Origin of the sequence: Pseudoalteromonas sp. SCSIO 43095, from assembly GCF_023650455.1 — a bacterium.
Lineage (GTDB): Bacteria > Pseudomonadota > Gammaproteobacteria > Enterobacterales > Alteromonadaceae > Pseudoalteromonas > Pseudoalteromonas tetraodonis.
Window position 1 is genome coordinate 2484234 of record NZ_CP087995.1, and the last position, 23517, is coordinate 2507750.

General features: G+C 41.3%; 24 protein-coding genes. 13 read left to right on the plus strand and 11 right to left on the minus strand.

The window, feature by feature from the left end:
* Positions 1–73 precede the first annotated feature (73 nt).
* On the plus strand, positions 74–1750 hold the full coding sequence (gene pilB, locus LOC50_RS11680; protein WP_036980245.1) for a type IV-A pilus assembly ATPase PilB: 1677 nt from the start codon (positions 74–76) through the stop codon (positions 1748–1750).
* 64 nt (positions 1751–1814) lie between these two features.
* A complete protein-coding gene (gene yacG / locus LOC50_RS11685; RefSeq protein ID WP_250653263.1) occupies positions 1815–2045 on the plus strand; it encodes a DNA gyrase inhibitor YacG in 231 nt (76 codons plus the stop codon).
* 269 nt (positions 2046–2314) lie between these two features.
* On the opposite strand, the gene LOC50_RS11690 is transcribed toward yacG, so the two are convergent.
* A complete protein-coding gene (locus LOC50_RS11690) occupies positions 2315–2782 on the minus strand; it encodes a Spy/CpxP family protein refolding chaperone (RefSeq protein ID WP_036980246.1) in 468 nt (155 codons plus the stop codon).
* A 175-nt stretch (positions 2783–2957) separates the two neighbouring features.
* On the opposite strand from LOC50_RS11690, the gene LOC50_RS11695 reads away from it, so the two are divergent.
* From LOC50_RS11695 to LOC50_RS11705, 3 genes are read left to right on the plus strand one after another with little or no spacing between them, the layout of a single operon-like run.
* Positions 2958–3647 carry a response regulator gene (locus tag LOC50_RS11695; RefSeq protein WP_036980247.1) on the plus strand — a complete coding sequence of 230 codons (690 nt, stop codon included), beginning with the start codon at positions 2958–2960 and terminating at the stop codon, positions 3645–3647.
* Complete coding sequence (locus LOC50_RS11700; RefSeq protein ID WP_250653264.1) at positions 3625–5052, plus strand: ATP-binding protein; 1428 nt, start codon at positions 3625–3627, stop codon at positions 5050–5052. Before LOC50_RS11695 ends, LOC50_RS11700 begins: the two co-directional genes overlap by 23 nt.
* Positions 5042–5986: an alpha/beta fold hydrolase gene (locus LOC50_RS11705; RefSeq protein WP_250653265.1), complete on the plus strand. Its 945-nt coding sequence runs from the start codon at positions 5042–5044 to the stop codon at positions 5984–5986. The genes LOC50_RS11700 and LOC50_RS11705 overlap by 11 nt, the downstream gene beginning before the upstream one ends.
* Here LOC50_RS11705 and LOC50_RS11710 read toward each other — a convergent pair.
* Positions 5983–6864, minus strand: a complete 882-nt coding sequence (locus LOC50_RS11710; protein WP_462687478.1) for a cation diffusion facilitator family transporter — start codon at positions 6862–6864, stop codon at positions 5983–5985. The genes LOC50_RS11705 and LOC50_RS11710 overlap by 4 nt on opposite strands.
* Positions 6865–6970: 106 nt before the next feature.
* Here LOC50_RS11710 and trmL point away from each other — a divergent pair, with 106 nt between their 5' ends.
* On the plus strand, positions 6971–7435 hold the full coding sequence (trmL, locus tag LOC50_RS11715) for a tRNA (uridine(34)/cytosine(34)/5-carboxymethylaminomethyluridine(34)-2'-O)-methyltransferase TrmL (RefSeq protein ID WP_013465943.1): 465 nt from the start codon (positions 6971–6973) through the stop codon (positions 7433–7435).
* Positions 7436–7501: 66 nt separating this feature from the next.
* On the opposite strand, the gene gpsA is transcribed toward trmL, so the two are convergent.
* Genes gpsA through LOC50_RS11735 form a run of 4 tightly spaced genes read right to left on the minus strand, consistent with a single transcriptional unit; the run spans position 7502 to position 9761 of the window.
* Entirely contained in the window at positions 7502–8509 is a 1008-nt protein-coding gene (gene gpsA, locus LOC50_RS11720; protein ID WP_036980249.1) for an NAD(P)H-dependent glycerol-3-phosphate dehydrogenase, read from the minus strand.
* A 3-nt stretch (positions 8510–8512) separates the two neighbouring features.
* Positions 8513–9001: a protein-export chaperone SecB gene (secB, locus tag LOC50_RS11725; protein WP_013465945.1), complete on the minus strand. Its 489-nt coding sequence runs from the start codon at positions 8999–9001 to the stop codon at positions 8513–8515.
* 38 nt (positions 9002–9039) lie between these two features.
* Positions 9040–9297: a glutaredoxin 3 gene (gene grxC / locus LOC50_RS11730; RefSeq protein WP_016899746.1), complete on the minus strand. Its 258-nt coding sequence runs from the start codon at positions 9295–9297 to the stop codon at positions 9040–9042.
* Positions 9298–9329: 32 nt separating this feature from the next.
* Entirely contained in the window at positions 9330–9761 is a 432-nt protein-coding gene (locus tag LOC50_RS11735; protein WP_013465947.1) for a rhodanese-like domain-containing protein, read from the minus strand.
* Between the two features lie 391 nt (positions 9762–10152).
* Between LOC50_RS11735 and LOC50_RS17385 the strand changes: the two genes are divergently transcribed.
* The 5 genes from LOC50_RS17385 (at position 10153) to LOC50_RS11755 (ending at position 15313) form a co-directional block, all read left to right on the plus strand.
* Positions 10153–10281 carry a hypothetical protein gene (locus LOC50_RS17385; RefSeq protein ID WP_275450850.1) on the plus strand — a complete coding sequence of 43 codons (129 nt, stop codon included), beginning with the start codon at positions 10153–10155 and terminating at the stop codon, positions 10279–10281.
* 235 nt (positions 10282–10516) lie between these two features.
* Positions 10517–12061 carry a 2,3-bisphosphoglycerate-independent phosphoglycerate mutase gene (gene gpmM, locus LOC50_RS11740; protein ID WP_036980250.1) on the plus strand — a complete coding sequence of 515 codons (1545 nt, stop codon included), beginning with the start codon at positions 10517–10519 and terminating at the stop codon, positions 12059–12061.
* 3 nt (positions 12062–12064) lie between these two features.
* Complete coding sequence (locus LOC50_RS11745) at positions 12065–13204, plus strand: murein hydrolase activator EnvC family protein (RefSeq protein ID WP_024601721.1); 1140 nt, start codon at positions 12065–12067, stop codon at positions 13202–13204.
* A gap of 33 nt (positions 13205–13237) precedes the next feature.
* Positions 13238–14503: a S41 family peptidase gene (locus tag LOC50_RS11750; RefSeq protein ID WP_036980251.1), complete on the plus strand. Its 1266-nt coding sequence runs from the start codon at positions 13238–13240 to the stop codon at positions 14501–14503.
* Between the two features lie 57 nt (positions 14504–14560).
* Complete coding sequence (locus LOC50_RS11755) at positions 14561–15313, plus strand: divergent polysaccharide deacetylase family protein (RefSeq protein WP_036979186.1); 753 nt, start codon at positions 14561–14563, stop codon at positions 15311–15313.
* Between the two features lie 58 nt (positions 15314–15371).
* On the opposite strand, the gene LOC50_RS11760 is transcribed toward LOC50_RS11755, so the two are convergent.
* The 5 genes from LOC50_RS11760 to ftsY all read right to left on the minus strand — a co-directional run bounded on the left by LOC50_RS11760 (position 15372) and on the right by ftsY (position 22337).
* Entirely contained in the window at positions 15372–17243 is a 1872-nt protein-coding gene (locus LOC50_RS11760; protein WP_036983324.1) for a methyl-accepting chemotaxis protein, read from the minus strand.
* Between the two features lie 327 nt (positions 17244–17570).
* On the minus strand, positions 17571–18434 hold the full coding sequence (rpoH, locus tag LOC50_RS11765) for an RNA polymerase sigma factor RpoH (protein ID WP_016899742.1): 864 nt from the start codon (positions 18432–18434) through the stop codon (positions 17571–17573).
* Positions 18435–18941: 507 nt separating this feature from the next.
* Positions 18942–19928 (minus strand): permease-like cell division protein FtsX, encoded by a 987-nt coding sequence (gene ftsX, locus LOC50_RS11770; RefSeq protein ID WP_036980252.1) that lies wholly within the window; start codon positions 19926–19928, stop codon positions 18942–18944.
* Complete coding sequence (gene ftsE, locus LOC50_RS11775) at positions 19925–20602, minus strand: cell division ATP-binding protein FtsE (RefSeq protein WP_013465956.1); 678 nt, start codon at positions 20600–20602, stop codon at positions 19925–19927. Before ftsE ends, ftsX begins: the two co-directional genes overlap by 4 nt.
* Positions 20603–20687: 85 nt before the next feature.
* A complete protein-coding gene (gene ftsY / locus LOC50_RS11780) occupies positions 20688–22337 on the minus strand; it encodes a signal recognition particle-docking protein FtsY (protein WP_250653266.1) in 1650 nt (549 codons plus the stop codon).
* A gap of 204 nt (positions 22338–22541) precedes the next feature.
* Here ftsY and rsmD point away from each other — a divergent pair, with 204 nt between their 5' ends.
* Positions 22542–23147 (plus strand): 16S rRNA (guanine(966)-N(2))-methyltransferase RsmD, encoded by a 606-nt coding sequence (gene rsmD, locus LOC50_RS11785; RefSeq protein WP_013465959.1) that lies wholly within the window; start codon positions 22542–22544, stop codon positions 23145–23147.
* A gap of 145 nt (positions 23148–23292) precedes the next feature.
* Positions 23293–23508: a 30S ribosomal protein S21 gene (gene rpsU, locus LOC50_RS11790; protein WP_002957797.1), complete on the plus strand. Its 216-nt coding sequence runs from the start codon at positions 23293–23295 to the stop codon at positions 23506–23508.
* Positions 23509–23517 lie beyond the last annotated feature (9 nt).

Sequence of the window (23517 nt, forward strand, 5' to 3'; positions counted from 1 at the left end):
TTGGTACGATTAATGTATTCCTTTCTTTTTTCTGATAAATTGCTGACAAATGAAGGATTAAATCAGGTGCGCAATGAATATTAACTCACCGTTATTAAGAAAATTTATTACCCTCGGCCGGGTTGATACCGATACCATAAAAGCCAGGCAGCAAGACTTTGCCTCAACCGCAGAGCTTATCTCTAAATGTGGAAAAATAGACAGTAAAGATTTAGCGCAGCAATGCATTGATTTATTTAGAGTGCCTTTTTTTGATTTAAAAGATTTTAATGTTGCACAAATTCCTGCCGAGCTAGTTAAAGAAAAGCTGATCCGCAAACACCACATTTTGCCTTTGGTACAAAAAGGCAGAAAAGTGTATATTGCCGCCTCAGATCCTACCGATTACGGCGCTTTTGAAAACTTTGAATTTAGCACGGGTTTATCGTGCGAAGTGGTTGTGGTTGACTACGTCCAGCTCGATAACAAAATTGAGCAATTACTCGATGCCACTGGCAGTTTAAATTTAAGTGAAGATGAATTTAAAGAGTTTGCTGAACTCGATTCTGAGCAGCACAAAGAACACACCCCTAAAGACGATGACAAAGACGACGCCCCGATAATTGTCTACATTAATAAAATTTTAATGGATGCAATAAAAAAAGGCGCCTCAGATTTACACTTTGAACCTTATGAACACAAATATCGTATTCGCTTTCGCATAGATGGTATTTTGCACGAAGTTGCCAGCCCGCCAAAAACATTGGCCAGTAAGCTATCGGCGCGAATAAAAGTAATGTCGCGACTGGATATTGCAGAAAAGCGTAAACCACAAGATGGCCGTATTAAGCTTAAAATCACTGAGCGTAAAAGTATTGATTTTCGTGTTAGTACCATGCCCACTTTGTGGGGCGAAAAAATTGTAATGCGTATTCTTGATTCATCAAGTGCCATGCTAGGTATTGATGTATTAGGCTATGAACCCGAGCAGAAAAAACTATACCTCGATGCACTTGAGCAACCGCAAGGCATGATTTTGGTTACCGGGCCGACAGGCTCTGGTAAAACGGTATCACTTTATACGGGCTTAAATATACTCAATCAGCCGGAGCGGAATATTAGTACCGCTGAAGATCCGGTAGAAATTAACCTCGAAGGGGTTAACCAAGTACAAATAAATACTAAAGCCGATATGACCTTTGCTAATGCACTGCGGGCGTTTTTACGTCAAGATCCCGATGTGGTGATGGTGGGTGAAATACGTGATTTAGAAACTGCAGAAATATCAATTAAAGCGGCGCAAACCGGTCACTTGGTGCTCTCAACACTGCATACCAATTCAGCGCCAGAAACAATTACTCGTTTGTTAAATATGGGTGTACCCGCGTATAATGTGGCCAGTTCTATTAGTTTAATTATAGCTCAGCGTTTAGCCCGAAGATTATGCTCTAAATGTAAAACACCAGAGCAATTACCTCGCGAAGAGCTTATACGCCAAGGCTTTAGTGAACAACAAATTCAAGACATGGTTTTATACGCACCTAAAGGCTGTGAAAACTGTACCGATGGCTACAAAGGCCGTGTTGGTATTTACGAAGTAATGAAAATTACGCCTGAAATAGCGCAAATTATAATGCGCGGCGGTAACTCATTAGAAATTGCTGAGGTATCACTTAAAGCAGGATATAACAATTTGCGTTTATCGGGTATTCGTAAAGCTGCAGAGGGTGTGACCTCACTTGCTGAGATTAACCGTGTCACTAGTTTTTAAATAGAAAGCTTAGCTGTTTATTATAAATTGAGTCGCAAAGCCTATATTAATGTGAGAGTAAATTATGCCAACAGTGGTTAACTGCCCAACCTGTAAAGCAAAAGTAGCATGGTCAGCACAAAGTCCGAATCGCCCTTTTTGTTCAAAACGTTGCCAACTTATTGATTTAGGTGAATGGTCGTTTGAAAATAATAAAATTTCAGCGCCGATTACATCTGCAGATGAGTTCAGCCAAGACATGATTGAAGATATTGAAGCAATGATGGCAAAAAACGAAGATGACTTTTTTAAGTGATTTTTAAAGGTTCGAGGTTCGAGGTTCGAGGTTCGAGAAATTTAAAAACCTTGCTGTTAACATAGCAAGGTTTTTTTATACCTGTAGCAGCGGGTTTAACCCGCGTCAGTGTTAGGTTTTAGGTTTTAGCAACAGGCAACTCTGTGGAGCGCAAAGCGCCTCTACCCCTCTGTGGTTCAAAATATTCTGTAAATACGCGGGGCTTTATGCCGCGCATTTTATATTTCAGACAACGAGTTACTGGCCATGGGGTTAAAACCTCGCACCTATTACCTGCGGCGCTGCTGTATTTTAGCTAACTTTTCTTTTTGCTCAGCGTTAAGCAATTGCATTACTTGATGCTGGGTTTTTAATTTAATTAACCCCAATTGCTGTTTCTTATCTTGGCGTGCGGTTAATAGCTCTTTCGCCGCGTTTTCGTCAAACGTTGGAGCGCTAAGTAGTGCATCCATTTTTGCTTTATGCGCTTCGCGCTGAGCTTTACGTGCTTCTTTATCGCCGCCACGTAGCGCTTTCATTTGCGTTTTTTGCGCTTCAAAAATAGCTTCAAGCTTAGTTTGCTGCTCGTCGGTTAGACTAAGTTTGTCGGCGCCGCGCTCAGAGAGTAAAAAACGCGCTTGAGAATGCCCTTGCTTATCGTGCATGCCGCCTTTTGCTAATACGCTACTGGCACCAAGTGTAGCCGTTGCTAGACCACAAATAAGTACTAATTTTGAAAGTGTATTTACTTTAGTCATAATCATCACCTTAATATTGGATGGATTGAATTTGATTGTGGCTGCTTAGCCAGTGAGTTAACTATACCGCTTGCAACGCAAAGTAACGCAAAGCAGTGTAAAGGTTGTGTAAAGATTCACTTTTACACAATTTAAGAAGTAAAATATCCATATAGAAATTGCCTAAGGGTTTGAAATGAAGCTATTAATGATTGATGACGACACAGGTTTGTGCGAACTACTCACTGAATATTTAGCCGCGCAAGGCTTTGACGTACAAAGCGTTCACGATGGCGAGCAAGGCTTAAAGCTTGCTTTGTCAAATGACTACGCGCTGATATTGCTTGATGTAATGCTCCCCACCCTTGATGGCTTTGAAGTACTTAAACAGCTTAGGCAAACCAAGCTAACTCCGGTCATTATGCTCACTGCAAAAGGCGAAGACTTTGACCGCATTTTTGGCCTAGAGCTTGGCGCAGACGATTACATAGCTAAACCCTTTAATCACCGCGAGTTGCTTGCCCGTGTAAAAGCCATTACCCGCCGCATAGAGCATATTAATAGCCTAAACGTTGCAACGCCTAGCAAAATGAATGTAAATGGCATTACAGTTAATTTGGCAGCCCGAGAGGCCGCTATTAACGAGCACACCCTCACACTGACTGGCACAGAGTACGAAGTACTGGTGTTATTGATTAAAAATGCCGGCGAAGTTGTCAGCAAAGAGCAAATAAGTGAAGAAGTGCTCGGGAGGCGCTTAGCTTCGTTTGACCGCTCAATTGATATGCATGTGAGTAATATTCGAAAAAAAATAGCCGAGCATATCGCGGGTGAAAAAATTAAAACTATTCGAGGGACGGGTTATGTCTTTATCCAAGGAGAGTAAAGTAACGCGTTTTAGCTGGTTAAGACACCCTCGACATTATTTGTTTTTTAAAGTCTTTGCTTGGTTTTGGCTAACGATCATTGGCACTTTTACTGCGCTATTTTTCTTAAGTAATATTTCGCTGATCAATGCTATTAGCCATGACCCCCTAAAAGGGCCCATGCAAAAAAATCTAGAACACTTGGCGCGAGGTATCGAACGTAGTGCACATAAACACAAGCGCTCTATTCATGACATTATTACTCACCCGCGTTTGAGTAAACGCAAGTTACTTTATTTAAATTCACTAAGTAGCGATGAGTTTTTGATCAGTAAAAAAGTTGAGAATAATATTGATTTTAGCTTACTGAACTTTAGTGAAGGCATGCCACCTCAAATTATTTTTACTGAATATTACCAAGCTTTTGGCCCTGTGCGCATTCGAGTACCTGAAGGCGAATTTGCGTTATATGAAATCGATATAAATCAACAGCGACCGCTCTTTATTCGCTTAAGATTGTTGCCGGTTTGGTTAAAAATTTCTATCGCCATTATCGCCTCACTTACATTAAGCTTTTTATTTAGTCGTAACTTAATTGCCCCTATAAATAGTTTAAAACAAGCTGCAATTAGGCTCTCAAATGGCGATTTAAGTGCGCGCGCGTCAATAAATAGTCAACGAAAAGATGAGCTTGGAGTTTTAGGACGCGATTTTAACCGTATGGCTGATCAATTAGAGCAACTACTTAGCGCTCAAAAGCGTTTACTTGCCGATATATCCCATGAATTGCGCTCCCCACTAACACGCTTAAAAATGGCCACAGGGCTGGCGCAAATGCAAGCGAGTGAGGCCAGCCAATCGTATTTATTGCGTATTGAAAAAGAAGCAAATCAACTTGATAAAATGATAGCCGATGTATTGCAGGTATCGCGCTTAGAAGCCAATAGCCAACCTTTATCACTGCAAGCGCAGTCGTTACAAGTTATTGTTGACCATGTGATTAACGATGCTCAGTTTGAAGCAAAACAGCACAATAAAACGCTGCATATTCAAGGTGATGCTGAGGTAAATATAGAGTGCGACGAAATGCTGATTGCCAGTGCTCTAGAAAATATTTTACGTAATGCAATTAAATACGCACAACATACTATTAGCATCACCTTAAAACACAGTGATATCATCACTATACAAATATGTGATGACGGCCCTGGCGTTCCCGCAGCGCAACTTGATAAACTATGTGAGCCATTTTTTAGGCAATCAGACGCCCGCGACCGAGTCAGCGGCGGCACTGGGCTGGGTTTAGCCATTGCAAAAAATGCGGTGATTGCCCACGGCGGAAATTTAGCTTTATCAAATAAGGACGCTGGCGGGTTATGCGTTGAGATAAGCTTACCAATACAAAAGAGAAACCATGTTTTATAGCAATGAAAGCGAGTTTGAAAATAACCTGCCTGCCATTAATGAGTTTTATACTAATACACTCAAAAAAGCCTATTTAAGCACGGCTGCCGGTAAATTATTTTATGCTTACGCTAAGCCTAAACAGGCTCACACTGCCATTGTTATTAGTTCTGGGCGCATTGAAGGGCTCGATAAATACAAAGAGCTGCTTTGGGAGCTTTATTGTAATAATTTTGCTGTTTTTATTGTTGATCACCAAGGCCAAGGGCGCTCTTATCGGTTATTAAAAAACCCCCATAAAGGCCATGTCAAACAATTTGAAGATTACAGTCACGATCTCAATCAATTCAATCTTGAGGTGGTAAAGCAGCACTGGCAAGGTAAAAAACTACTGCTTAGCCATTCAATGGGCGGCGCTATTGCGTTTGATTACTTAGCACGTTACTCACATGACTTTAGTGGGGCGTTTTTATCTGCGCCCATGTTTGATATTCATACTAAAGGAATACCAAAACCCGTAGCACAGTTTATCGCCGCCAGTGCGTCATTATTAGGGTTCTCAGGGTGTTATGCGTTAGGACAAAGCGATTATACACCTGAAGAGTTTGCGCTTAACACTTTAACCAGTAGCCAAATACGCTATGATCAATTTAGGGCAACTTATCAGCAAACGCCACTATTACAATTAGGCGGTGTTACCTATGGCTGGCTGCATACTGTTTTTTCATTTATTAAAGCGCTCGATAAACTATCCATAACAACCCCGTTATTTATAGCCAGCGCAGAAAATGACGAAGTGGTTGATAACCAAGCCCAGCATAAGCTTGCAAGCCGACATAAAAACACCCTAATAAAGCAGTTTAAAGGGGCTAAGCACGAGCTGTTTTTTGAGCGGGACGAAATTCGCCAACCATTGCTAACAAGCCTTTATAAATTTTGTGATTCAATAGGTTAACTACTAAGCGACAGCGGATCTAGGTGAATCAAAATATCAACTTCAGATTCAAATTGCTGAGTGATCATCAGCTCCACTTCATCTGCCACTTTGTGGGCACGAATAAGTGGTAAATTGTCATCAAGCTCTAAATGCAGTTGAATAAACTTAACTTTACCGCCCTGTCGAGTGCGAATACCGTGAACGCCATAAACATCATTATGGTTACGCGCTATTTCAAAAATACTTTGCTTTTCTTCATCGGGTAGCTCTTTGTCCATTAAATGCGAGGCACTTTCGGTTGCTATATCCCAACTGTTATACAATAAATAACCTGCCACACCGATAGCAAACAATGGGTCGGCATACAGTACGCCATAGTAGGCGAGTAAAATAGCAAGCAATACCGCCGCATTTAAAATTAAATCGCCCTTGTAGTGAACGGAGTCGGCTTTTATAGCGATTGATTCTGTGTGCTTCACGACTTTATTTTGCACAAATACAATTACCAAGGTACAAGCAATGGCAAAAATACTCACCCATACACCTAATAATGAGTGCGAAAGCTCAACTGGGTTTATTAATCGCTCGATACCGTGAAACATTAATAAACAGCCCGAGCCCGCAATAAATGCAGCTTGGCCTAACCCTGCAAGCGCCTCCGCTTTACCGTGACCAAACCGGTGGTCATCATCCGCAGGACGCAGTGCATACGATAAAACTAAAAAGCTCATTAGCGTCGCGGTAATATCCATTAATGAGTCGGTTAATGAGCCAAGCATTGACGCCGAACCCGACGCCAGCCAAGCCCATGCTTTGGTCGCAATCATTAGGCTCACCATGACCATGGTCACTATGCTTGAAGCTTTGACCCAAAATTCATAACTGCGATTATGCACGTATCTGTCCAAGTGTAAGTTGTATTTAATGTTTGTAGTATATCATTTTTTATTCATTGTTCGTGTATACTGAGCCAGTCAAATTAAAGATTTTATAGGGCTTATTGTGCTGGATATTGTTTTATACCAACCTGAAATTCCGCCTAACACCGGGAATATCATTCGTTTATGTGCCAATACTGGCTATTCATTGCATTTAATTGAACCGTTAGGGTTTGAGTGGGATGACAAACGTGTAAAACGCGCTGGACTTGACTATCACGAATTTAGCCATGTACAACGCCATGCCTCATTTGATGCTTATTTAGAAAAGTGCCAACCTAAAAAGGTGTATGCTTGCACTACTAAAGGTAGCCAATTTCATCACCAAGCACAGTATGAAGCGGGTGATTGCTTAGTATTCGGCCCAGAAACCCGAGGCTTACCTGATGACATGATTCAAGCACTGCCAAACGAGCAACGCGTGCGTATACCTATGCAAGCCGATAGTCGCAGTATGAATCTGTCTAATGCAGTAGCTGTGTTTGTGTATGAATCTTGGCGCCAGCTTGGCTTTGTAAACGCGCAGTAATTATTTACCAATAATAAAAAACCGACATTATGTCGGTTTTTTAATTTTTAAAGAATAGTGAAGCATTTATTCTGACTTTTGTTCACGACCTAATAAGGCCATAGCAGCCGCTTTCATGTCTTTATTTTCATAGAGTACTTTATATATTTGCTCGGTAATTGGCATTTCCACACCAGCGCGTTGAGCTAGTAAGTACACTTCTTTGGTATTTCTAAAGCCTTCAACCACTTGGCCGATTGATGCAATGGCATCATCAACACTCTCACCTTTGCCTAAGGCTAAACCAAAACGGCGATTGCGCGATTGGTTATCGGTACAGGTCAGAATTAAATCACCTAACCCAGCCATGCCCATGAAGGTTTCAGGTTTTGCACCCAGTGCACACCCTAAACGCGACAACTCTGCTAAACCACGAGTGATAAGCGCGGTACGAGCATTTGCACCAAACCCCACTCCATCAGAAATTCCCGCACCAATGGCAATCACGTTTTTAACCGCACCACCGAGCTGTATACCAATAAAATCATCATTGTTATACACCCTAAACGAGCGCCCGCAATGCAATAAATCGGCTATTTGTTTAGCAAATGCCGATGATGTTGATGACACCGAAATTGCAGTTGGTGATCCCATCGCCATTTCTTTGGCAAAGGTTGGCCCTGAAAGTACCGCTAATGGCACCTCTTCACCTAGCTCTTGCACTGCCACTTCTTGTAACAAACGCCCAGTATTTGGCTCTAGCCCTTTGGTGGCCCAAGCTATTTTTGCATTTGGGCGCAAAGCAGGTTTGATTTGCTTTAATGTGTCAGCAAATGCGTGGCTTGGCACAACAACCAAAACAATATCGCTACTTTGCGTTGCACGCTGTAAATCTGCTTCAAGGATTAAGGTGTCAGGAAAAGGAATATCAGGTAAGTAACGTTGATTTTTTCGCTCAGCTGCAAGCGTCGCAACGTCTTGGCTATTGCGTCCCCATAAAGTCACTTTGTGGCCATTTCGGGCTAAACAAATAGCAAGGGCGGTGCCATACGACCCCGCCCCTAAAACACTAACAGCTGATGTGGCTGTATTCATAAATTAAGCGTCTGCTGTAGCCTGCTCAGCTTGCGCTGTGCGTTGCTGCATGTACTGTGCAAATAATGCGTCAAAGTTAACTGGCGCAAGATTAAGTTGTGGGAACGTACCACGATTTACTAAGTTAGATACCGCTTCACGTGCATATGGGAATAACACGTTAGGGCAAAATGCACCTAGCATGTGCGCTAATTGCATTTCCTCAACGTCAGCAATCGTAAAGATACCTGCTTGTTGAATTTCACATAAAAACGCAGTTTCTTCACCGATAGATGCCGTTACAGTTAGCGCAAGCACTACTTCGTAAACACCTTCATCAAGCTTGTTAGAGCGCGTATCTAAATCTAATTTTACTTCTGGAGCCCACTCTTTTTGAAAAATAGCTGGCGAATTTGGCGTTTCAAACGACACATCTTTAGTGTAAATACGTTGAATAGTAAACTGTGCACCTGCATCAGCTTCTGCTGCTGCGTTTTGATTTTGTTCGTTCATTGTTATTCCTAACCTGTTATTTATTATAATTAATTAAATTAAGCACTGAGCTTAGCATCAAGGTGACCTTGCGCTTCTAGTGCCATCATGTCGTCACAGCCACCGATGTGTTCATCGTTGATAAAAATTTGTGGAACCGTGCTTGCGCCACCGGCTTTGGCGATCATTTCATCGCGAAGCTCTGGCTGAACGCCAATATCAATATTTGTGTATTTTACACCTTTGCTGTCTAACAGCGCTAATGCGCGATGGCAAAAAGGACAATATCCTTTGGTGTATAAAACAACGTTACTCATAATTAATCCTTAATCGGTTTAGCTAAGAGATATTAGCGACCGCTTGTTGTTGGCAGACTTGCTGATTGCCACGCACCCATACCGCCAGATAAAACATAAACCTGTTCATAGCCTGCTTTATGCATTGCGGTTGCAACACCTGAAGCAGTCATGCCTGCAGCACATACCACTATAATGGGTTTGCTCTTATACTTTTCAAGGGTTGAGAAATCAGATTCTTTAGCTTTTTCTGGGTTTAAGTGCACAGCACCGGCAATATGGCCGGTTTTAAACTCTTTTTGCCCACGCATATCAACAACCTGGCCGTCTTCGCGGTTAATTAGTAACGTTAACTGCTGAGGATTGATTTGACGAATTGCTGAAAATTTACTTTTTATTGCGCCACTAATAATAAGAAACGCAATCGCAACCCAAGCTAGGCTTAAAATTGGATGGTTTGAGACAAATTCAATATATTGATCCATTCGACTTCCACTATAAAGTTACATACTAAAACGGATGTTTTAGATATTTTAAATTCTTACCAATTGCACTTGCACAATGAGCAGTCACTCATCAGCAAATCAATAGAGCGCTGTTAGGCTACTCTGAATTTTAACCTACAATATAGGCTTAACTTACCCCACAACCCTATTCAATACTTGAATAAAATAGAGATTAGCCGCGCAAGTATACCCAAATCAGCTAAAAATGCGAGTTTAAGCACGCTTGAAAGCCACAATGCCCTGCTCTTTTTAACTGAAAAATAACCTAGCCCTTTAAAGTTTTTAATTTAGCCAATCCTAATTAAAAATTTTTAATATCTTCTTTTCATTGCTGATCCTAGCTATAAAACGCGGTATGCTAAGACTTGGCATGTTGGCATTAATGTTAGCGTGTATTTTAGCAACGCTAGGGTCTGTTGATCTTTCAAGGTTAAATTTGCAGCAGTCTGTTTGGTATTTAGGTAAGGCAGAGCCTATGTGGTGTGGTTATTCCCCATAAATAGGCGATAACGCAGCATCAATGACAAACAGGTGCTGCCCGAAGGGTTCTGCCTAGGGGCGATTTACTCTTTGTTGCCTACATGGATGTAGGTAAGGGGCGTGAGCAGGACGCGGAAGCTTTGCTCGGTTTTTACTTAGCCCACTAGGTTACAAACCTCGCGCCGCGATTAAACCGCCCCTAGTTTGAACAAATTTTAATCCGCAAAGGTCAACAGACCCTAATAGGAGTGACTATGACAGAGCATAAAAAACCACTGGTATTAATGATTTTAGATGGCTGGGGATACAGAGAAGATGAGCAAAGCAATGCTATTTTAGCTGCTAACACCCCTGTATTAGATGAGCTTTGGGCCACACGTCCTCATACATTAATTTCAGCATCGGGTTTAGATGTCGGTCTTCCTGATGGCCAAATGGGTAATTCTGAGGTGGGTCATGTTAATTTAGGCGCAGGCCGTATTGTGTATCAAGATTTTACCCGTATCACCAAAGCCATTGATGATGGCGAATTTGATACGACCCCTGCACTTGTTGAAAACATTGATAAAGCTGTTCATGCCAGCAAAGCTGTACACATTATGGGACTGTTAAGTCCAGGTGGCGTGCATAGCCACGAAGATCATATTGTTGCCAGTATACAACTGGCTGCAAAACGCGGCGCTAAAGAGGTGTACTTTCATGCCTTTTTAGATGGACGCGATACACCACCGCGTAGTGCTAAAGCGTCTATTGAGCGTATTGAAGCCTTATTTAGCGAACTTAAATGTGGCCGTTTAGCCTCACTAATTGGCCGTTACTATGCCATGGACAGAGACAACCGCTGGAACCGTGTTGAAAAAGCCTATAATTTAATCACCTTAGGTGAAGGTGATTTTGATTATGAAGAAGGCGTAAGTGCACTAAATGCCGCTTATGAGCGCGATGAAAATGACGAATTTGTAGCAGCCAGCACGATCACTCCTAAAGGCAGCGAACCTGTAAAAGTAAATGATGGCGACACCATTATATTTGCAAACTTTAGAGCAGACCGCGCACGCGAAATAACCCGCGCCTTTGTAGAACCAGGCTTTGACGGCTTTAATAAGAAAAAATCGCCTGAGCTTAGCGGCTTTGTGATGATGACTGAATACGCAGCCGATATAGATGCGCCTGTTGCTTTTGGCCCCTCGCCGCTTAATAACGTACTTGGCGAATGGTTTGAAAAACAAGGTAAAACTCAACTGCGTATTTCTGAAACTGAAAAATATGCTCATGTTACCTTTTTCTTCAGTGGTGGACGAGAAGATGAGTTTGACGGCGAAACCCGTGAACTTATCCCATCACCTCAGGTTGCAACTTATGATTTGCAGCCAGAAATGAACTCAAAAATGCTTACCGATAAGCTAGTAGAAGCAATAAAAAGTGGAAAATACGATGCCATTATTTGTAACTACCCTAATGGCGACATGGTCGGTCATTCAGGTGTATTTGAGGCTGCAGTTAAAGCCTGTGAGGCAGTAGATAACTGTATTGGCCGTGTAGTGGATGCATTGAAAGAATATGGCGGCGAAGCACTTATTACCGCCGATCATGGCAATGCAGAGCAAATGGCAAACCTTAAAACAGGCCAAGCGCACACAGCACATACCAGTGAGCCCGTGCCGTTTATTTATGTAGGTCGCGATGCACAAGCTTATTCAGGCAAAGCCTTGAGCGATGTTGCCCCAACCATGCTGCATTTAATGGGGTTAGAGCAACCTGCAGAAATGACAGGGTCGCCAATTATGGTGTTGAAATAACCTATGAAAAAAAGCGCATACCGCGTCATTGCGTGTATCTGTGTACTGCATTCATTAGTCACTGGCGTTGCCGTGGCTAATGAAGATCGCACTAAAAAAGACCTATCCCAAGTTCAAGTGGCTTTAGAGCAAAGCCAAGCTGAATATCAACAACAGCAAAAAGAAATAGCTAAACAGCAGCAAAAGCTAAAAGCACATGAACTCGCTATAGCGAAAAACGCTAAAGCACTCAATATGGCTGAGCAATCAGTTAAAAAAACACAACAACAGCAAGCAGAGCAACAACAACGCGCGATAAAGCTTGAAAAACAACAAGCCCAATTTCAGCGTGTGTTAGCAGCACAGTTAAAAAGTGCTTATATGGCAGGTAGTGATGACTATTCAAAAATGCTGCTTAACCAAGAAAATACCGCTAAATTTGAACGTACGCTTAGCTATTACAACTACTTAAATAAAGCCCGCATAAAGCAGCTTGATGAACTTAAAGCGCTGCAAATAGAAATTGCGAAAAACCAAGCTGAGCTTGAAAAAACAAAAGAAAAGCTAGTTGCTTTATTTGATGAACAAAAAAGGCGACAAGCAGCGCTTCTTGACGCTAAAAATGAGCGCCAAGCCAGCCTAAAAAATCTAAAAAAGCAGTTAAATAAAACAAAAAATTCAATTAGTTACTTAGAAGAGAACGAACAAACGCTGATAGCAACTATTAAAGAACTTGAAGAAGAAAAAACCACAAAAATTGAGCTATTGGGCCTAAATAAAAATAAAGGAAGATTAAGCTGGCCGAGTAAAGGCAAACTAACGCACAAGTTTGGCCAACGTAAGCACGGCGGAATTAACTGGAAAGGCGTATTAATTTCTGCTGCAGAGGGCACTTCAGTAAATAGCATTCATAACGGTCAGGTGGTATTTGCAGATTGGTTAAAAGGTTACGGCTGGGTGATTGTTGTGGACCACGGAGAAGGCTTTATGAGCTTATACGGGCATGCACAAACTTTGCTAAAAGACGTGGGCGATATGGTCAGAGAAGGTGAAAGCGTTGCATTAGTTGGGCAAAGCGGTGGACAAGCTGATTCTGGTCTATACTTTGAAATACGTCATAAAGGGCGTGCTGTTAATCCCATAAAATGGTGCAGGCGTATTTAGTATCAAAATAACTGCATCCTAGTAGAGGCAGTTATGATAAACACACACATTTGCCAAAAAAAAGTATCGCAAACAAAACCAATGTTTTGGTTTTGTTTGCAGTTATTTTTTTTATTGGCACTTTTTGGCTTTATAAATAATGCTCATGCCAGTTCGGTCAAAGATTTAGAAAGCCAAAAAATAAATGAAATACTGTTTAATATTCATACCTACTACGTTGATGATTTGGCACTGCATAACAGTGAATACATTGAATACAACACCTCTCAATTTGAACGTTTATACTCTAAACTCGATCCCTACTCTAAATATTTAGATAAAAATGAGCTAAATGCGTTATTTGATAATACCAATGGTCGCTATACTGGCTTAGGCATTGAGGTCAAAAATATTGAGCAGCGCACCACGATTGTTAAAGTAATTAATAATTCGCCTGCTAAACAAGTCGGCCTGCGAGCTGGCGATATTATTACAGCAGTTAATAATCAGCAGATTAAAAATAGTCCTATTGATATAGTCGCGCAGCAAATTAAAGACAGCCCCAACAATAAAGTACAACTAAGTATTATCCGAAATAACAATCTAACACCGCTCATATTTAACCTCAGCAGAAAACAAATAAAACTGGCCAGTGTAACTAAGCAACTACTTGATGCTGGTGGCGGTTATATTGCTATAAATACCTTTTCAAACCACACCTTGCATGAAGTTGCCTTACAAATAGCCGCTATGCAAAACCATTACGGCCACGCATTAAAAGGCCTGATTATTGATTTACGAGACAACCCTGGCGGGACTTTAAAAAGCGCGGTTGCTGTGGCAGATCTCTTTTTACAAGATGGTCTAATAGTAACAACCAAAGGACGTTTTTATGATTCTAATCAGTCGTTTTACGCTAAGCGCGGCGATATTTTAAAAGGCGCACCTATTGTTGTCCTGATTAATGAAAACTCAGCCTCAGCAGCAGAAATACTGGCTGCAGCACTAAAAGAAAATATGCGTGCAAAAATAGTGGGGAGTCAGTCGTTTGGCAAAGGATCGGTACAATCACTCATTCCATTAGGCGATGGTGATACCGCCTTAAAACTAACCACCGCACGCTACTTTACGCCATCAGGTGAATCGATTGAAGGTATTGGCGTAACTCCAAATGTGGCGATTAATCAAACAACACTTCCACAAACAAATAAAGCCGTTATAATAAAAAATGAACAATCAGAACAAAACTCCGTTTTTAACGCTGAAGAATTAGCCGATATCCAGTTAGTAAAAGCAAAACAGCTACTTAGCATGCAATAAAAACGGTAAACTATTTAAAGATAATAAAAATTATAAAACGTGAAAATTATAAATTTAATGGTGTTAGCTGGGCTTTTTTTAGCCTTATTTGCAACAACGAGTGCTGTTAAAGCCAAGCAAATAGCCATAGTGATCGATGATATTGGATATCATCAACGTGATTTAGAATTCCTGAGTTTACCTGGGCAGTTGTCCTATTCAATATTGCCCCACACCCCCTATTCTCAAATATTTGCAACCCTTGCTAGTCAGTCAAATAAAGAGCTCCTGTTGCATGTTCCTATGCAGGCTTTAAATGGTAAAAAACTCGGGCCAGGTGCGCTCACTTTAAATATGGATAAAGCAAAACTTCAACAAACGCTCGGGAATGCGCTGGCGAGTTTACCGCAAGTTAAAGGAGTTAATAACCATATGGGCTCTGCGCTGACTCAACAAAGCCAAGCAATGAAATGGACCATGGAAGTACTCAAAAAACGCCAGCTATATTTTCTTGATAGCCGTACAACTGAATTAAGCCAAGCTCAGAATGCAGCCAACTTTTTGGGAGTGGAAAACATTAGCCGACATGTATTTTTAGACAATATAACGACTACAGAGCAACTACAATTAAGATTAGAAGAGCTAAAATCAAAAGCAACTAAGTATCAGTTTGCCATTGCAATAGCGCATCCCTACCCCGAAACCATCGATTTTTTACGCCACGCTTTGCCGCAATTAAGTGAGCAAGGATTTGAACTGGTGCCAGTATCGCAACTGGTCGAACGTAAATATGTACAAATAGCTCAGCAACAAGCTATTTCATTAAACTGATGGGGTAAGTAAACATCCTACCCCGTCAGTTAATTTAACTCACTTAAGCGCATTATATTTATAAAATAAACGTCGCTACTTTGGCATTTAAATCTGTAGCTCTGTCTTTTAATACTTCAGCTTGGCTTAAATGCGCAGTGGCTGAGATAGTAATTTCATCGGTTACATCTTTAATGGCGACCGTATTTCGAGTAATTTCATTGGTCACTTGCGTTTGCTCTTCTGCTGCAACCGCTATTTGACCCGCCATATCAGAAATTTCATTCACTGCTAAGGTGATTTCCTCTAGTGCGTGAGCTGCTGCATTAACATCATCCACACTATTGTTAGCATACCCCTTACTGCTGTCCATCAAGCTCACTGCTTTTTTAGTCGTATTTTGTAAGGTTTCTATGGTGGTGTAAATTTCTGCTGTGGAGTTTTGCGTTCTTCTTGATAGAACACGCACCTCATCGGCAACCACTGCAAAGCCACGCCCTTGTTCACCAGCACGGGCAGCCTCTATTGCGGCATTGAGTGCTAAGAGATTTGTTTGCTCAGCAATTTCTTGAATTGTGGTCAAAATACTCGATATAGCCTGAGCATGTAAGCTTAGTTCGCCAATGACGGTGGTTGTTTGGTCTATTTCACCAGCAAGTGAGTTAATCGTGTTTCTGGTTTTATCAACTAACAGTTTACCTTCACAACTACTTTGCGCTGACTGCTGTGATGCCGTCGCGGTATTTTCGGCATTAGCAGCAATCTCATGGGTTGCACTTGCCATCTCTGTGACCGCAGTGGCAACCATCGCTACTTCTTGTTGCTGACGCTGCAACTCACTGACACTGTTTTGATTGGTGATTAAGCTTTTCTCTGCATCAAAATCTAAATCAGTAGCTAACTGGCGAATATGGCTTATAAGCTCATGCTGGCTGCTTACAAAGCGATTAAAACTATCAGCCAGTACCCCAACCTCATCTTGTGTATCAACACTAATACGCTGGGTCAAATCACCGTTACCATCAGCAATTGTTGATAACGCTTGAGATACTCGGCTTAACGGCGCAAGCAACACACTTAATAACCATGAAATAGCCAACACGCTCAATAAAAGTACCACACTGACTAATACGAGTTGAGTTACTAATAAACTAATTAATGGTGCCTCTAAGGTTTCTTTATCCAGTACAAATAGCAACTGCCAATCGGTATTATTTATATTTTCACCCCAAACAAGCTTCTCTCGGCCTTCATCTTTAAAATAAAGGGGAGTAAATTCACCGTTTTGACTATTAGATAAAATGAATTGGTGATTTATTTTCGAGTCAATATGCGTAATATCTGCCATTACTTTTTTAGTGTCTTTATAGGCAATCACAGTGCCATCTTGATGCATCATGATGCCATACCCATTTGCCGGTAAAGACATAGTATTAACATCATTAACTAAAGACTCAATCGATAAATCACCCGCTACCACGCCACTTTGTGTGGTTTTAGCAATAGAAACAACCAACTGATTAAACGCAGTATCTAAATAAGGTTTGGTAATTACGGTGCCATTTTTCAGCTGTGCTTGTTTATACCATGGACGAGTGCGCGGGTCGTAGCCGGTTCGATCAATACTTAGATCAGAGTCAGTCATTTTCCCGATACTATCTCCAAAGTAAGTTAATTGAAAACCACCCGACACTTGGGCTTGCTGTAATGCGCTGAGCGTATTGCCCTCAACCATACTCGCAACTGACTCTATGATCTGCTGACGACTAGCTAGCCAATCTTCAATACTCGCAGCTTGCTGCTTACCAGACTGACTTACATTATCAATACTGCTTTTTAACAGTAACGCTTTTTGAGAGGTGTAGCTATTCCACGATAGCAATACAATAATAACGGCTAGGGCAAGAACCACCGATAGCAAGATCTTTTTCTTTAGTGAATATGAGTTCATATTGAGTGTAAATACTCGCGTTAAATGAAATTGAAAGGCAATAAGCACAGTAATTAACAGTTTAATTTAGGCTACGGTTTGAACGACAAGTCGCTCAGGTGCGCGAATATTTTCATATACCCAAATTAAAAACAAACTAAAATCATGTATTTAAATTAAAACCAAACTTATTCATTAACTTTAACTAGGGTATATTTAATTAAAAGATATACAGATGTGACTAGAGGTAAGCAAAATAAGAAAGACGATACTTTTTGTTAACCTCTTTTTTTAACTAAAAAAAAGCCCCGCATTTTCATGCAGGGCTTTATAACTTTATAAGTGCGATTAACTCATCGCGCTTTGTAATTTTTTCATTGCTGTTTTTTCCAGCTGGCGAACACGCTCTGCTGATACGCTGTATTTTTCAGCCAACTCTTGCAGTGTTGCTTTATCATCTGACAACCAGCGTGCGCTAACGATATCTTGAGAACGCTCATCGAGGGTTTTCAAAGCGCTAAATAATCGCGTATGCGACTGCTCTTGCCATTGTTGCTGCTCAATATCATCGGCTAAGTCAGCAGTACCATCCGTTAAGTATTGCACTGGTGAGTAAGTACTGGTTGGCGCATCGTCGTTATCGTCGCCTGTTAAGTCAAAGCCCATGTCTTGGCCGCTCATACGCGACTCCATTTCACGCACTTCTTTTTCACTCACACCTAGCTCGCTCGCTACTGTGCTAACTTCAGCTTGATTAAACCAGCCTAAACGTTTTTTGTTTTTACGAAGATTAAAAAACAGTTTACGTTGCGCTTTGGTTGTCGCAACTTTTACGATACGCCAGTTTTTAAGCACAAACTCATGAATTTCGGCTTTGATCCAATGAACCGCAAATGAAACCAAACGTACACCCACTGATGGGTCAAAACGTTTTACTGCCTTCATCAGTCCAATGTTACCCTCTTGAATTAAATCAGCTTGTGGTAACCCGTAACCCGAGTAGCTTTTAGCTATGTGCGCTACAAAGCGCAAATGCGACATAATGAGTTGCTTTGCAGCACTAAGATCGCCTTCTTCCTGAAGTTTTTTTGCAAGTTCCTGCTCTTGCTCAACTTTAAGCATAGGAATAGTACTAACAGCTTGAAGATAGCCATCCATACTTGCGCTTTGTTGCCCAACTGTAAGTGCCATTGCGTATAAATCTTTACTCATTTTTCACCTCGGTGATAAACATTTGAAACCATCTTAGCACTCTTTTAGTAAGAGTGCTAACTTGAATTTAAAACTTTTTTGAATCATAAATCAAGTGGTTTTTTTAGTGTTAAGTCAGTCTACACTAGGCGACTGAATAACCTATGAATTAGTTTAGGGTCTGTTGACCTTTCAAGGTTAAATTTACAGCAGTCTGTTTGGTATTTAGGCAAGGCAGAGCCTATGTGGTGTGGTTATTCCCCATAAATAGGTGATAACGCAGCATCAATGCCAAACAGGCGCTGCCCAAAGGGTTCTGCCTAGGGGCGATTTACTCTTTGTTGCTCGGTTTTTACTTAGCCCACTAGGTTACAAACCTCGCGCCGCGATTAAACCGCCCCTAGTTTGAACAAATTTTAATCCGCAAAGGTCAACAGACCCTAGCCAAAGCAAAGATTAATCTTTTTGCTTTGGCTTTTTATAATTTTAAACTTAAAACATGACAGTTTTAAGAATTATATTAGGGCCCTAAACCTTATCGGGTTCTATTTCTGAGATGTAACGGTTAACCGATAAGTAAGAACCAATAAAGCCTAAGCTAGTGGCCAACAATACCAACGCGCCAAATTCATTAAGGCTAAGCCCTATTAGCGTAAAGCTGGTTTGATATACCCCTGCAACACTGCTTACCGCAGCAGATAGCCACCACATCATTAATGCTACGCAAATAAAAGCAAACAATCCGCCAATCACGCCATACCAAATGCCAGTCCATAAAAAGGGGGCATGAATAAAGGTATTAGTTGCCCCTACGAGCTTCATTACCTGTATTTCTTCTTTTTTATCCATAATAGATAAACGAATTGTGTTGCCTATAATAAGCGTCACTGAGGTAAGTAATAATAGCGCAATCGTAATTACACTTTCTTTTAGTAAACTGAGTAATGCATTTAAACGTTCAAGCCAAGCAATATCAAGCTTACCAAAATCAACTTCGCGTTCACCTTCAAGTTTTTTAAGCAATAGCTTAGCCGCATTAGGTTGGCTATGTCGCTGGGTTGGTGTAACTAGAACCACATTCGGTAATGGGTTACTATCTAGGTATTCTAAAGCTTGACCAAACCCAGACATTTCTTTAAATTCATCCAAAGCCTCAGTGCGAGAAATAAAAGTCACACGTTGTATTTCAGGATATAGCGCTAAGCGTTTAACTAGAGTTTGCGTTTCTTGCTCGCTCATATCCTCTTTTACAAACAAGGATATTTCGCTGGCTTGCTCAAAACCACTACTCACTTGCTGCACATTTTTAACCACTAAATATAACGTTGCGGGCAACGTTAAACTCAAACCCAGAACAGCAATGGTCATCATAGAGGCTAATGGCGTGCGCCACATTTCCCCAAGACTGTACACACCTTGGCGAAAAATATTAATAATGAAAAAGTAACCGCCAGAGAATACGGATTTTTTTTGTTTATCATTACTATTTTGACGGCTTTTGAATAGTAAACTCATAATACACCCTCAGCCAGTGGATCTTGGCTCATCCGCCCATCATGAAGCGTTAAGCTACGATACTTCATTCGTGATACTAACCCCAAGTCATGGGTGGCAATTAAAACCGTGGTGCCATGCTTATTAAAGTCTTCGAACAGGCGTAATATTTCCATTGATAACTCAGGATCAAGGTTACCGGTAGGTTCATCAGCTAATAGTATAGGAGGAGAATTAACAATGGCTCGTGCAATCCCTACACGTTGCTGCTCACCGCCAGAGAGTGTGGAGGGATGACAGCGTACTTTATCTAACAAGCCCACTTTATCGAGCGCGCCATGCACACGCTTGGCAATTTGCTTGTGGTGAGTCCCTTCAATAATTAAGGGCAAAGCAACGTTATCGAATACCGTGTATCGTTCTAATAGACGATGATTTTGAAAAATAATACCAATGTCGCGGCGTGCATACGGAATTTGTCGTGAATTTAACTTATTTAAATCCACGCCATTGATAAACACATTGCCCGCAGAAGGACGTTCCATCAAGCTAATAAGCTTTAAAAGTGTACTTTTACCGGCACCACTGTGGCCCGTTAAAAAAGCCAGTTCGCCTGGTTTTATATGAAAACTCACTTTTTCAAGCGCGCGATGCCCACCGGCATAGGTTTTACTTACTTGCTGAAAATTTATCATTTTTTATTATGCCAACCTCATTAAACGTCCTAACGCAATTGGTATTCCTTGCAATTAAAAAGGGAGCAGCCTCCCTTTTGGTAAATTAAACGTCGTCCTCATCTTGGCTAAATAGCGCGTCAATAAAGTCATCGCTCTTGAAGGTGCGTAAATCATCAATACTTTCACCTACACCAATGTAACGAATAGGAATATTAAACTTATCAGCAACGGCAAAAATAACCCCGCCTTTAGCGGTGCCATCAAGCTTTGATAGTGTGATACCCGTTAGACCTACACATTGATTAAATAAGTTTACTTGGCTAATCGCATTTTGGCCTGTGCCAGCATCAATTGTAAGCATCACTTCATGCGGTGCATCTGGGTCTACTTTTTTCATCACACGGGCTATTTTTTCAAGCTCTTGCATTAAGTTATCTTTATTTTGCAAGCGCCCTGCTGTATCAGCAATTAACACATCAACATTACGCGCTTTAGCGGCTTGAAAGGCATCAAATACCACTGAGGCGCTATCAGCACCAGTGTGCTGAGCTATAACAGGAATACTATTTCGCTCACCCCAGACTTGAAGCTGCTCTACTGCTGCGGCTCTAAATGTATCACCGGCAGCAAGCATTACCGATTTACCTTGGTTTTGAAATTGTTTCGCCATTTTACCAATGGTGGTGGTTTTACCTACGCCGTTTACACCTACCATAAGGATAACGAAAGGCTTTTTGTCTGCTGGTATTTCTAAAGGCTGCTCTGCTGTTTTCAGCATAGTTGCCATTTCTTGCTTCATTAATTCATAAAGCGCATCACCATCTTTAAGCTGCTTGCGATCAGCGGCGTCGGTCAGGCTATCGATTAGCTTCATGGTGGTATCAACACCAAGATCGGCTGTGAGTAACTGAGTCTCTAATTCTTCAAATAACTCATCGTCAATTTTTTTACCGCTGAAGATTGAGGCAAAGCCAGAACCAATATTAACGCGTGTTTTCAGTAAGCCTTTTTTGAGGCGAGAGAAAAAACCTTCTTTTTTAGGTTTTTCCGCTTTTATAGCTTCTTCCTTTGCAAGCTCTGCGGTCAGTCGCTCTTGCTCTAGGCGTTCAGACTCCTCTTCAACAGCCAGACGCTCTTGTTCTAAACGCTCGTTCTCAGCTTGCTCTGCTGCAATACGCTGTTGTTCTAAACGCTCGTTCTCAGCTTGCTCTGCTGCAATACGCTGTTGTTCTAAACGCTCGTTCTCAGCTTTTTCTGCTGCAATGCGCTCTTGCTCTAACTGCATTTGCGCTTCTTGTTCTGCTAAACGTTTGGCTTGCTCTTGTCTTTGTTGCTCTGCATCTGCCTGCTGTTTAGCTAATAGCTCTGCGTTAGCGTGTTCAATCGCTTGTTTTTCTTCTGCCGCTGCACGCTGTGCTTGCGCCTGTTTCTCTTGTTCTAAACGATCGGCCTCTGCTGCAGCTTGTAAACGCTCTGCCTCAGCTTGCTCTGCGACTAGACGGTCTTGCTCGGCTTTTTCTGCCTGCGCTTGTGCTAAACGATCTTGTTCAGCTGCAATTCGAGCTTGTTCTATACGCTCGGCTTCTGCTTCAGCTTGTAAGCGCTCTGCCTCAGCTTGCTCTGCAGCTAAACGCTCTTGTTCGGCTTTTTCTGCCTGCTCTTTTGCTAATGCTTGTTGTTTATCAGCTTCTGCTTGTTTTTTATCTGACTTGCCAAAACCGAGCCACGACATGAATTTACTTTTTTTTGCCATACTTGCTAATAACCACTTATAAAAATCTGATAAACTAACGATAATGATAGCGTGCTTTTAAGCCTAAATAATTGCTTTTAGCAACACGTTATCCTCGAGGGTGCATAATAGTAACACTTTTAGTGCAGTTGAAAAATGACACGCCGTGATATGATTGCAATATTATCTGAGCTAGATCATAGATACCAATTTTTAGTGAGTTAAATGAGAAAAAAAACCACACAAAATAACACCACTCATAAATCAGCTGATGGGGTTATTAGAATCATTAGCGGCCAATTTCGCGGTCGAAAACTGCCAGTAAAAGATGTTCAAGGTCTGCGTCCTACAACCGACCGAATTAAAGAAACGGTGTTTAATTGGTTGATGCACGATACCCGCGATGCGCACACTCTCGATTGCTTTGCCGGTTCCGGTGGATTGGGATTTGAAGCATTGTCGCGTTTTGCAAAACACACCACATTTATAGAGCTTGATTCACAAGCAGCAAAACAATTAGAGCAAAACATTGCGACGCTTGATGCACAAAACGCGCAAGTCGTTAATACTAATACACTGACGTTTTTAGAGAGAAAAAACACCAGTGACACATTTAATTTGGTTTTTATTGACCCGCCATTTCGCAAAAATTTAGCTCAATCATGCTGTGATTTATTGGAAAATAATCAATGGCTCGACCCAGAAGCATTGATATATGTTGAAGTAGAAACCGAGCTAACCTCGTTCAAAGCACCAAATAACTGGTTGTTAATTAAAGAAAAAAAGGCAGGGCAAGTTTTTTGTAGGCTGTACCAACGCCATATAAATTAACACTGTTTTAGCTGCTGTGTTTCTGTTAATATTATCCTTTACATGTGGTGTTGCTTCGGATTACAATACCGCACCATTTTTGAACCACTTGATCAATGTTTGATCAACTTGAGCAACGCTCATAATTTAGGTAGGTGAATTTTTAATGCCAGTAATTAAAGTAAGAGAGAACGAACCGTTTGACGTAGCACTTCGTCGCTTCAAGCGTTCATGTGAAAAAGCAGGTATCCTTTCAGAAGTTCGTCGTCGCGAGCACTATGAAAAACCAACAGCTGAGCGTAAGCGTAAAAAAGCAGCTGCTGTTAAACGTCACATGAAAAAACTTTCTCGTGATAACGCTCGTCGCGTTAAATTATACTAATATATTAGG

Coding starts and splice junctions, on each gene's coding strand:
- pilB (WP_036980245.1), top strand. CDS start 74: ATGAATATTAACTCACCGTTATTAAGAAAATTTATTACCCTCGGCCGG.
- yacG (WP_250653263.1), top strand. CDS start 1,815: ATGCCAACAGTGGTTAACTGCCCAACCTGTAAAGCAAAAGTAGCATGG.
- LOC50_RS11690 (WP_036980246.1), bottom strand. CDS start 2,782: ATGACTAAAGTAAATACACTTTCAAAATTAGTACTTATTTGTGGTCTA.
- LOC50_RS11695 (WP_036980247.1), top strand. CDS start 2,958: ATGAAGCTATTAATGATTGATGACGACACAGGTTTGTGCGAACTACTC.
- LOC50_RS11700 (WP_250653264.1), top strand. CDS start 3,625: ATGTCTTTATCCAAGGAGAGTAAAGTAACGCGTTTTAGCTGGTTAAGA.
- LOC50_RS11705 (WP_250653265.1), top strand. CDS start 5,042: ATGTTTTATAGCAATGAAAGCGAGTTTGAAAATAACCTGCCTGCCATT.
- gpsA (WP_036980249.1), bottom strand. CDS start 8,509: ATGAATACAGCCACATCAGCTGTTAGTGTTTTAGGGGCGGGGTCGTAT.
- secB (WP_013465945.1), bottom strand. CDS start 9,001: ATGAACGAACAAAATCAAAACGCAGCAGCAGAAGCTGATGCAGGTGCA.
- grxC (WP_016899746.1), bottom strand. CDS start 9,297: ATGAGTAACGTTGTTTTATACACCAAAGGATATTGTCCTTTTTGCCAT.
- LOC50_RS11735 (WP_013465947.1), bottom strand. CDS start 9,761: ATGGATCAATATATTGAATTTGTCTCAAACCATCCAATTTTAAGCCTA.
- LOC50_RS17385 (WP_275450850.1), top strand. CDS start 10,153: ATGTTGGCATTAATGTTAGCGTGTATTTTAGCAACGCTAGGGTCTGTT.
- gpmM (WP_036980250.1), top strand. CDS start 10,517: ATGACAGAGCATAAAAAACCACTGGTATTAATGATTTTAGATGGCTGG.
- LOC50_RS11745 (WP_024601721.1), top strand. CDS start 12,065: ATGAAAAAAAGCGCATACCGCGTCATTGCGTGTATCTGTGTACTGCAT.
- LOC50_RS11750 (WP_036980251.1), top strand. CDS start 13,238: ATGATAAACACACACATTTGCCAAAAAAAAGTATCGCAAACAAAACCA.
- LOC50_RS11755 (WP_036979186.1), top strand. CDS start 14,561: ATGGTGTTAGCTGGGCTTTTTTTAGCCTTATTTGCAACAACGAGTGCT.
- LOC50_RS11760 (WP_036983324.1), bottom strand. CDS start 17,243: ATGAACTCATATTCACTAAAGAAAAAGATCTTGCTATCGGTGGTTCTT.
- rpoH (WP_016899742.1), bottom strand. CDS start 18,434: ATGAGTAAAGATTTATACGCAATGGCACTTACAGTTGGGCAACAAAGC.
- ftsX (WP_036980252.1), bottom strand. CDS start 19,928: ATGAGTTTACTATTCAAAAGCCGTCAAAATAGTAATGATAAACAAAAA.
- ftsE (WP_013465956.1), bottom strand. CDS start 20,602: ATGATAAATTTTCAGCAAGTAAGTAAAACCTATGCCGGTGGGCATCGC.
- ftsY (WP_250653266.1), bottom strand. CDS start 22,337: ATGGCAAAAAAAAGTAAATTCATGTCGTGGCTCGGTTTTGGCAAGTCA.
- rsmD (WP_013465959.1), top strand. CDS start 22,542: ATGAGAAAAAAAACCACACAAAATAACACCACTCATAAATCAGCTGAT.
- rpsU (WP_002957797.1), top strand. CDS start 23,293: ATGCCAGTAATTAAAGTAAGAGAGAACGAACCGTTTGACGTAGCACTT.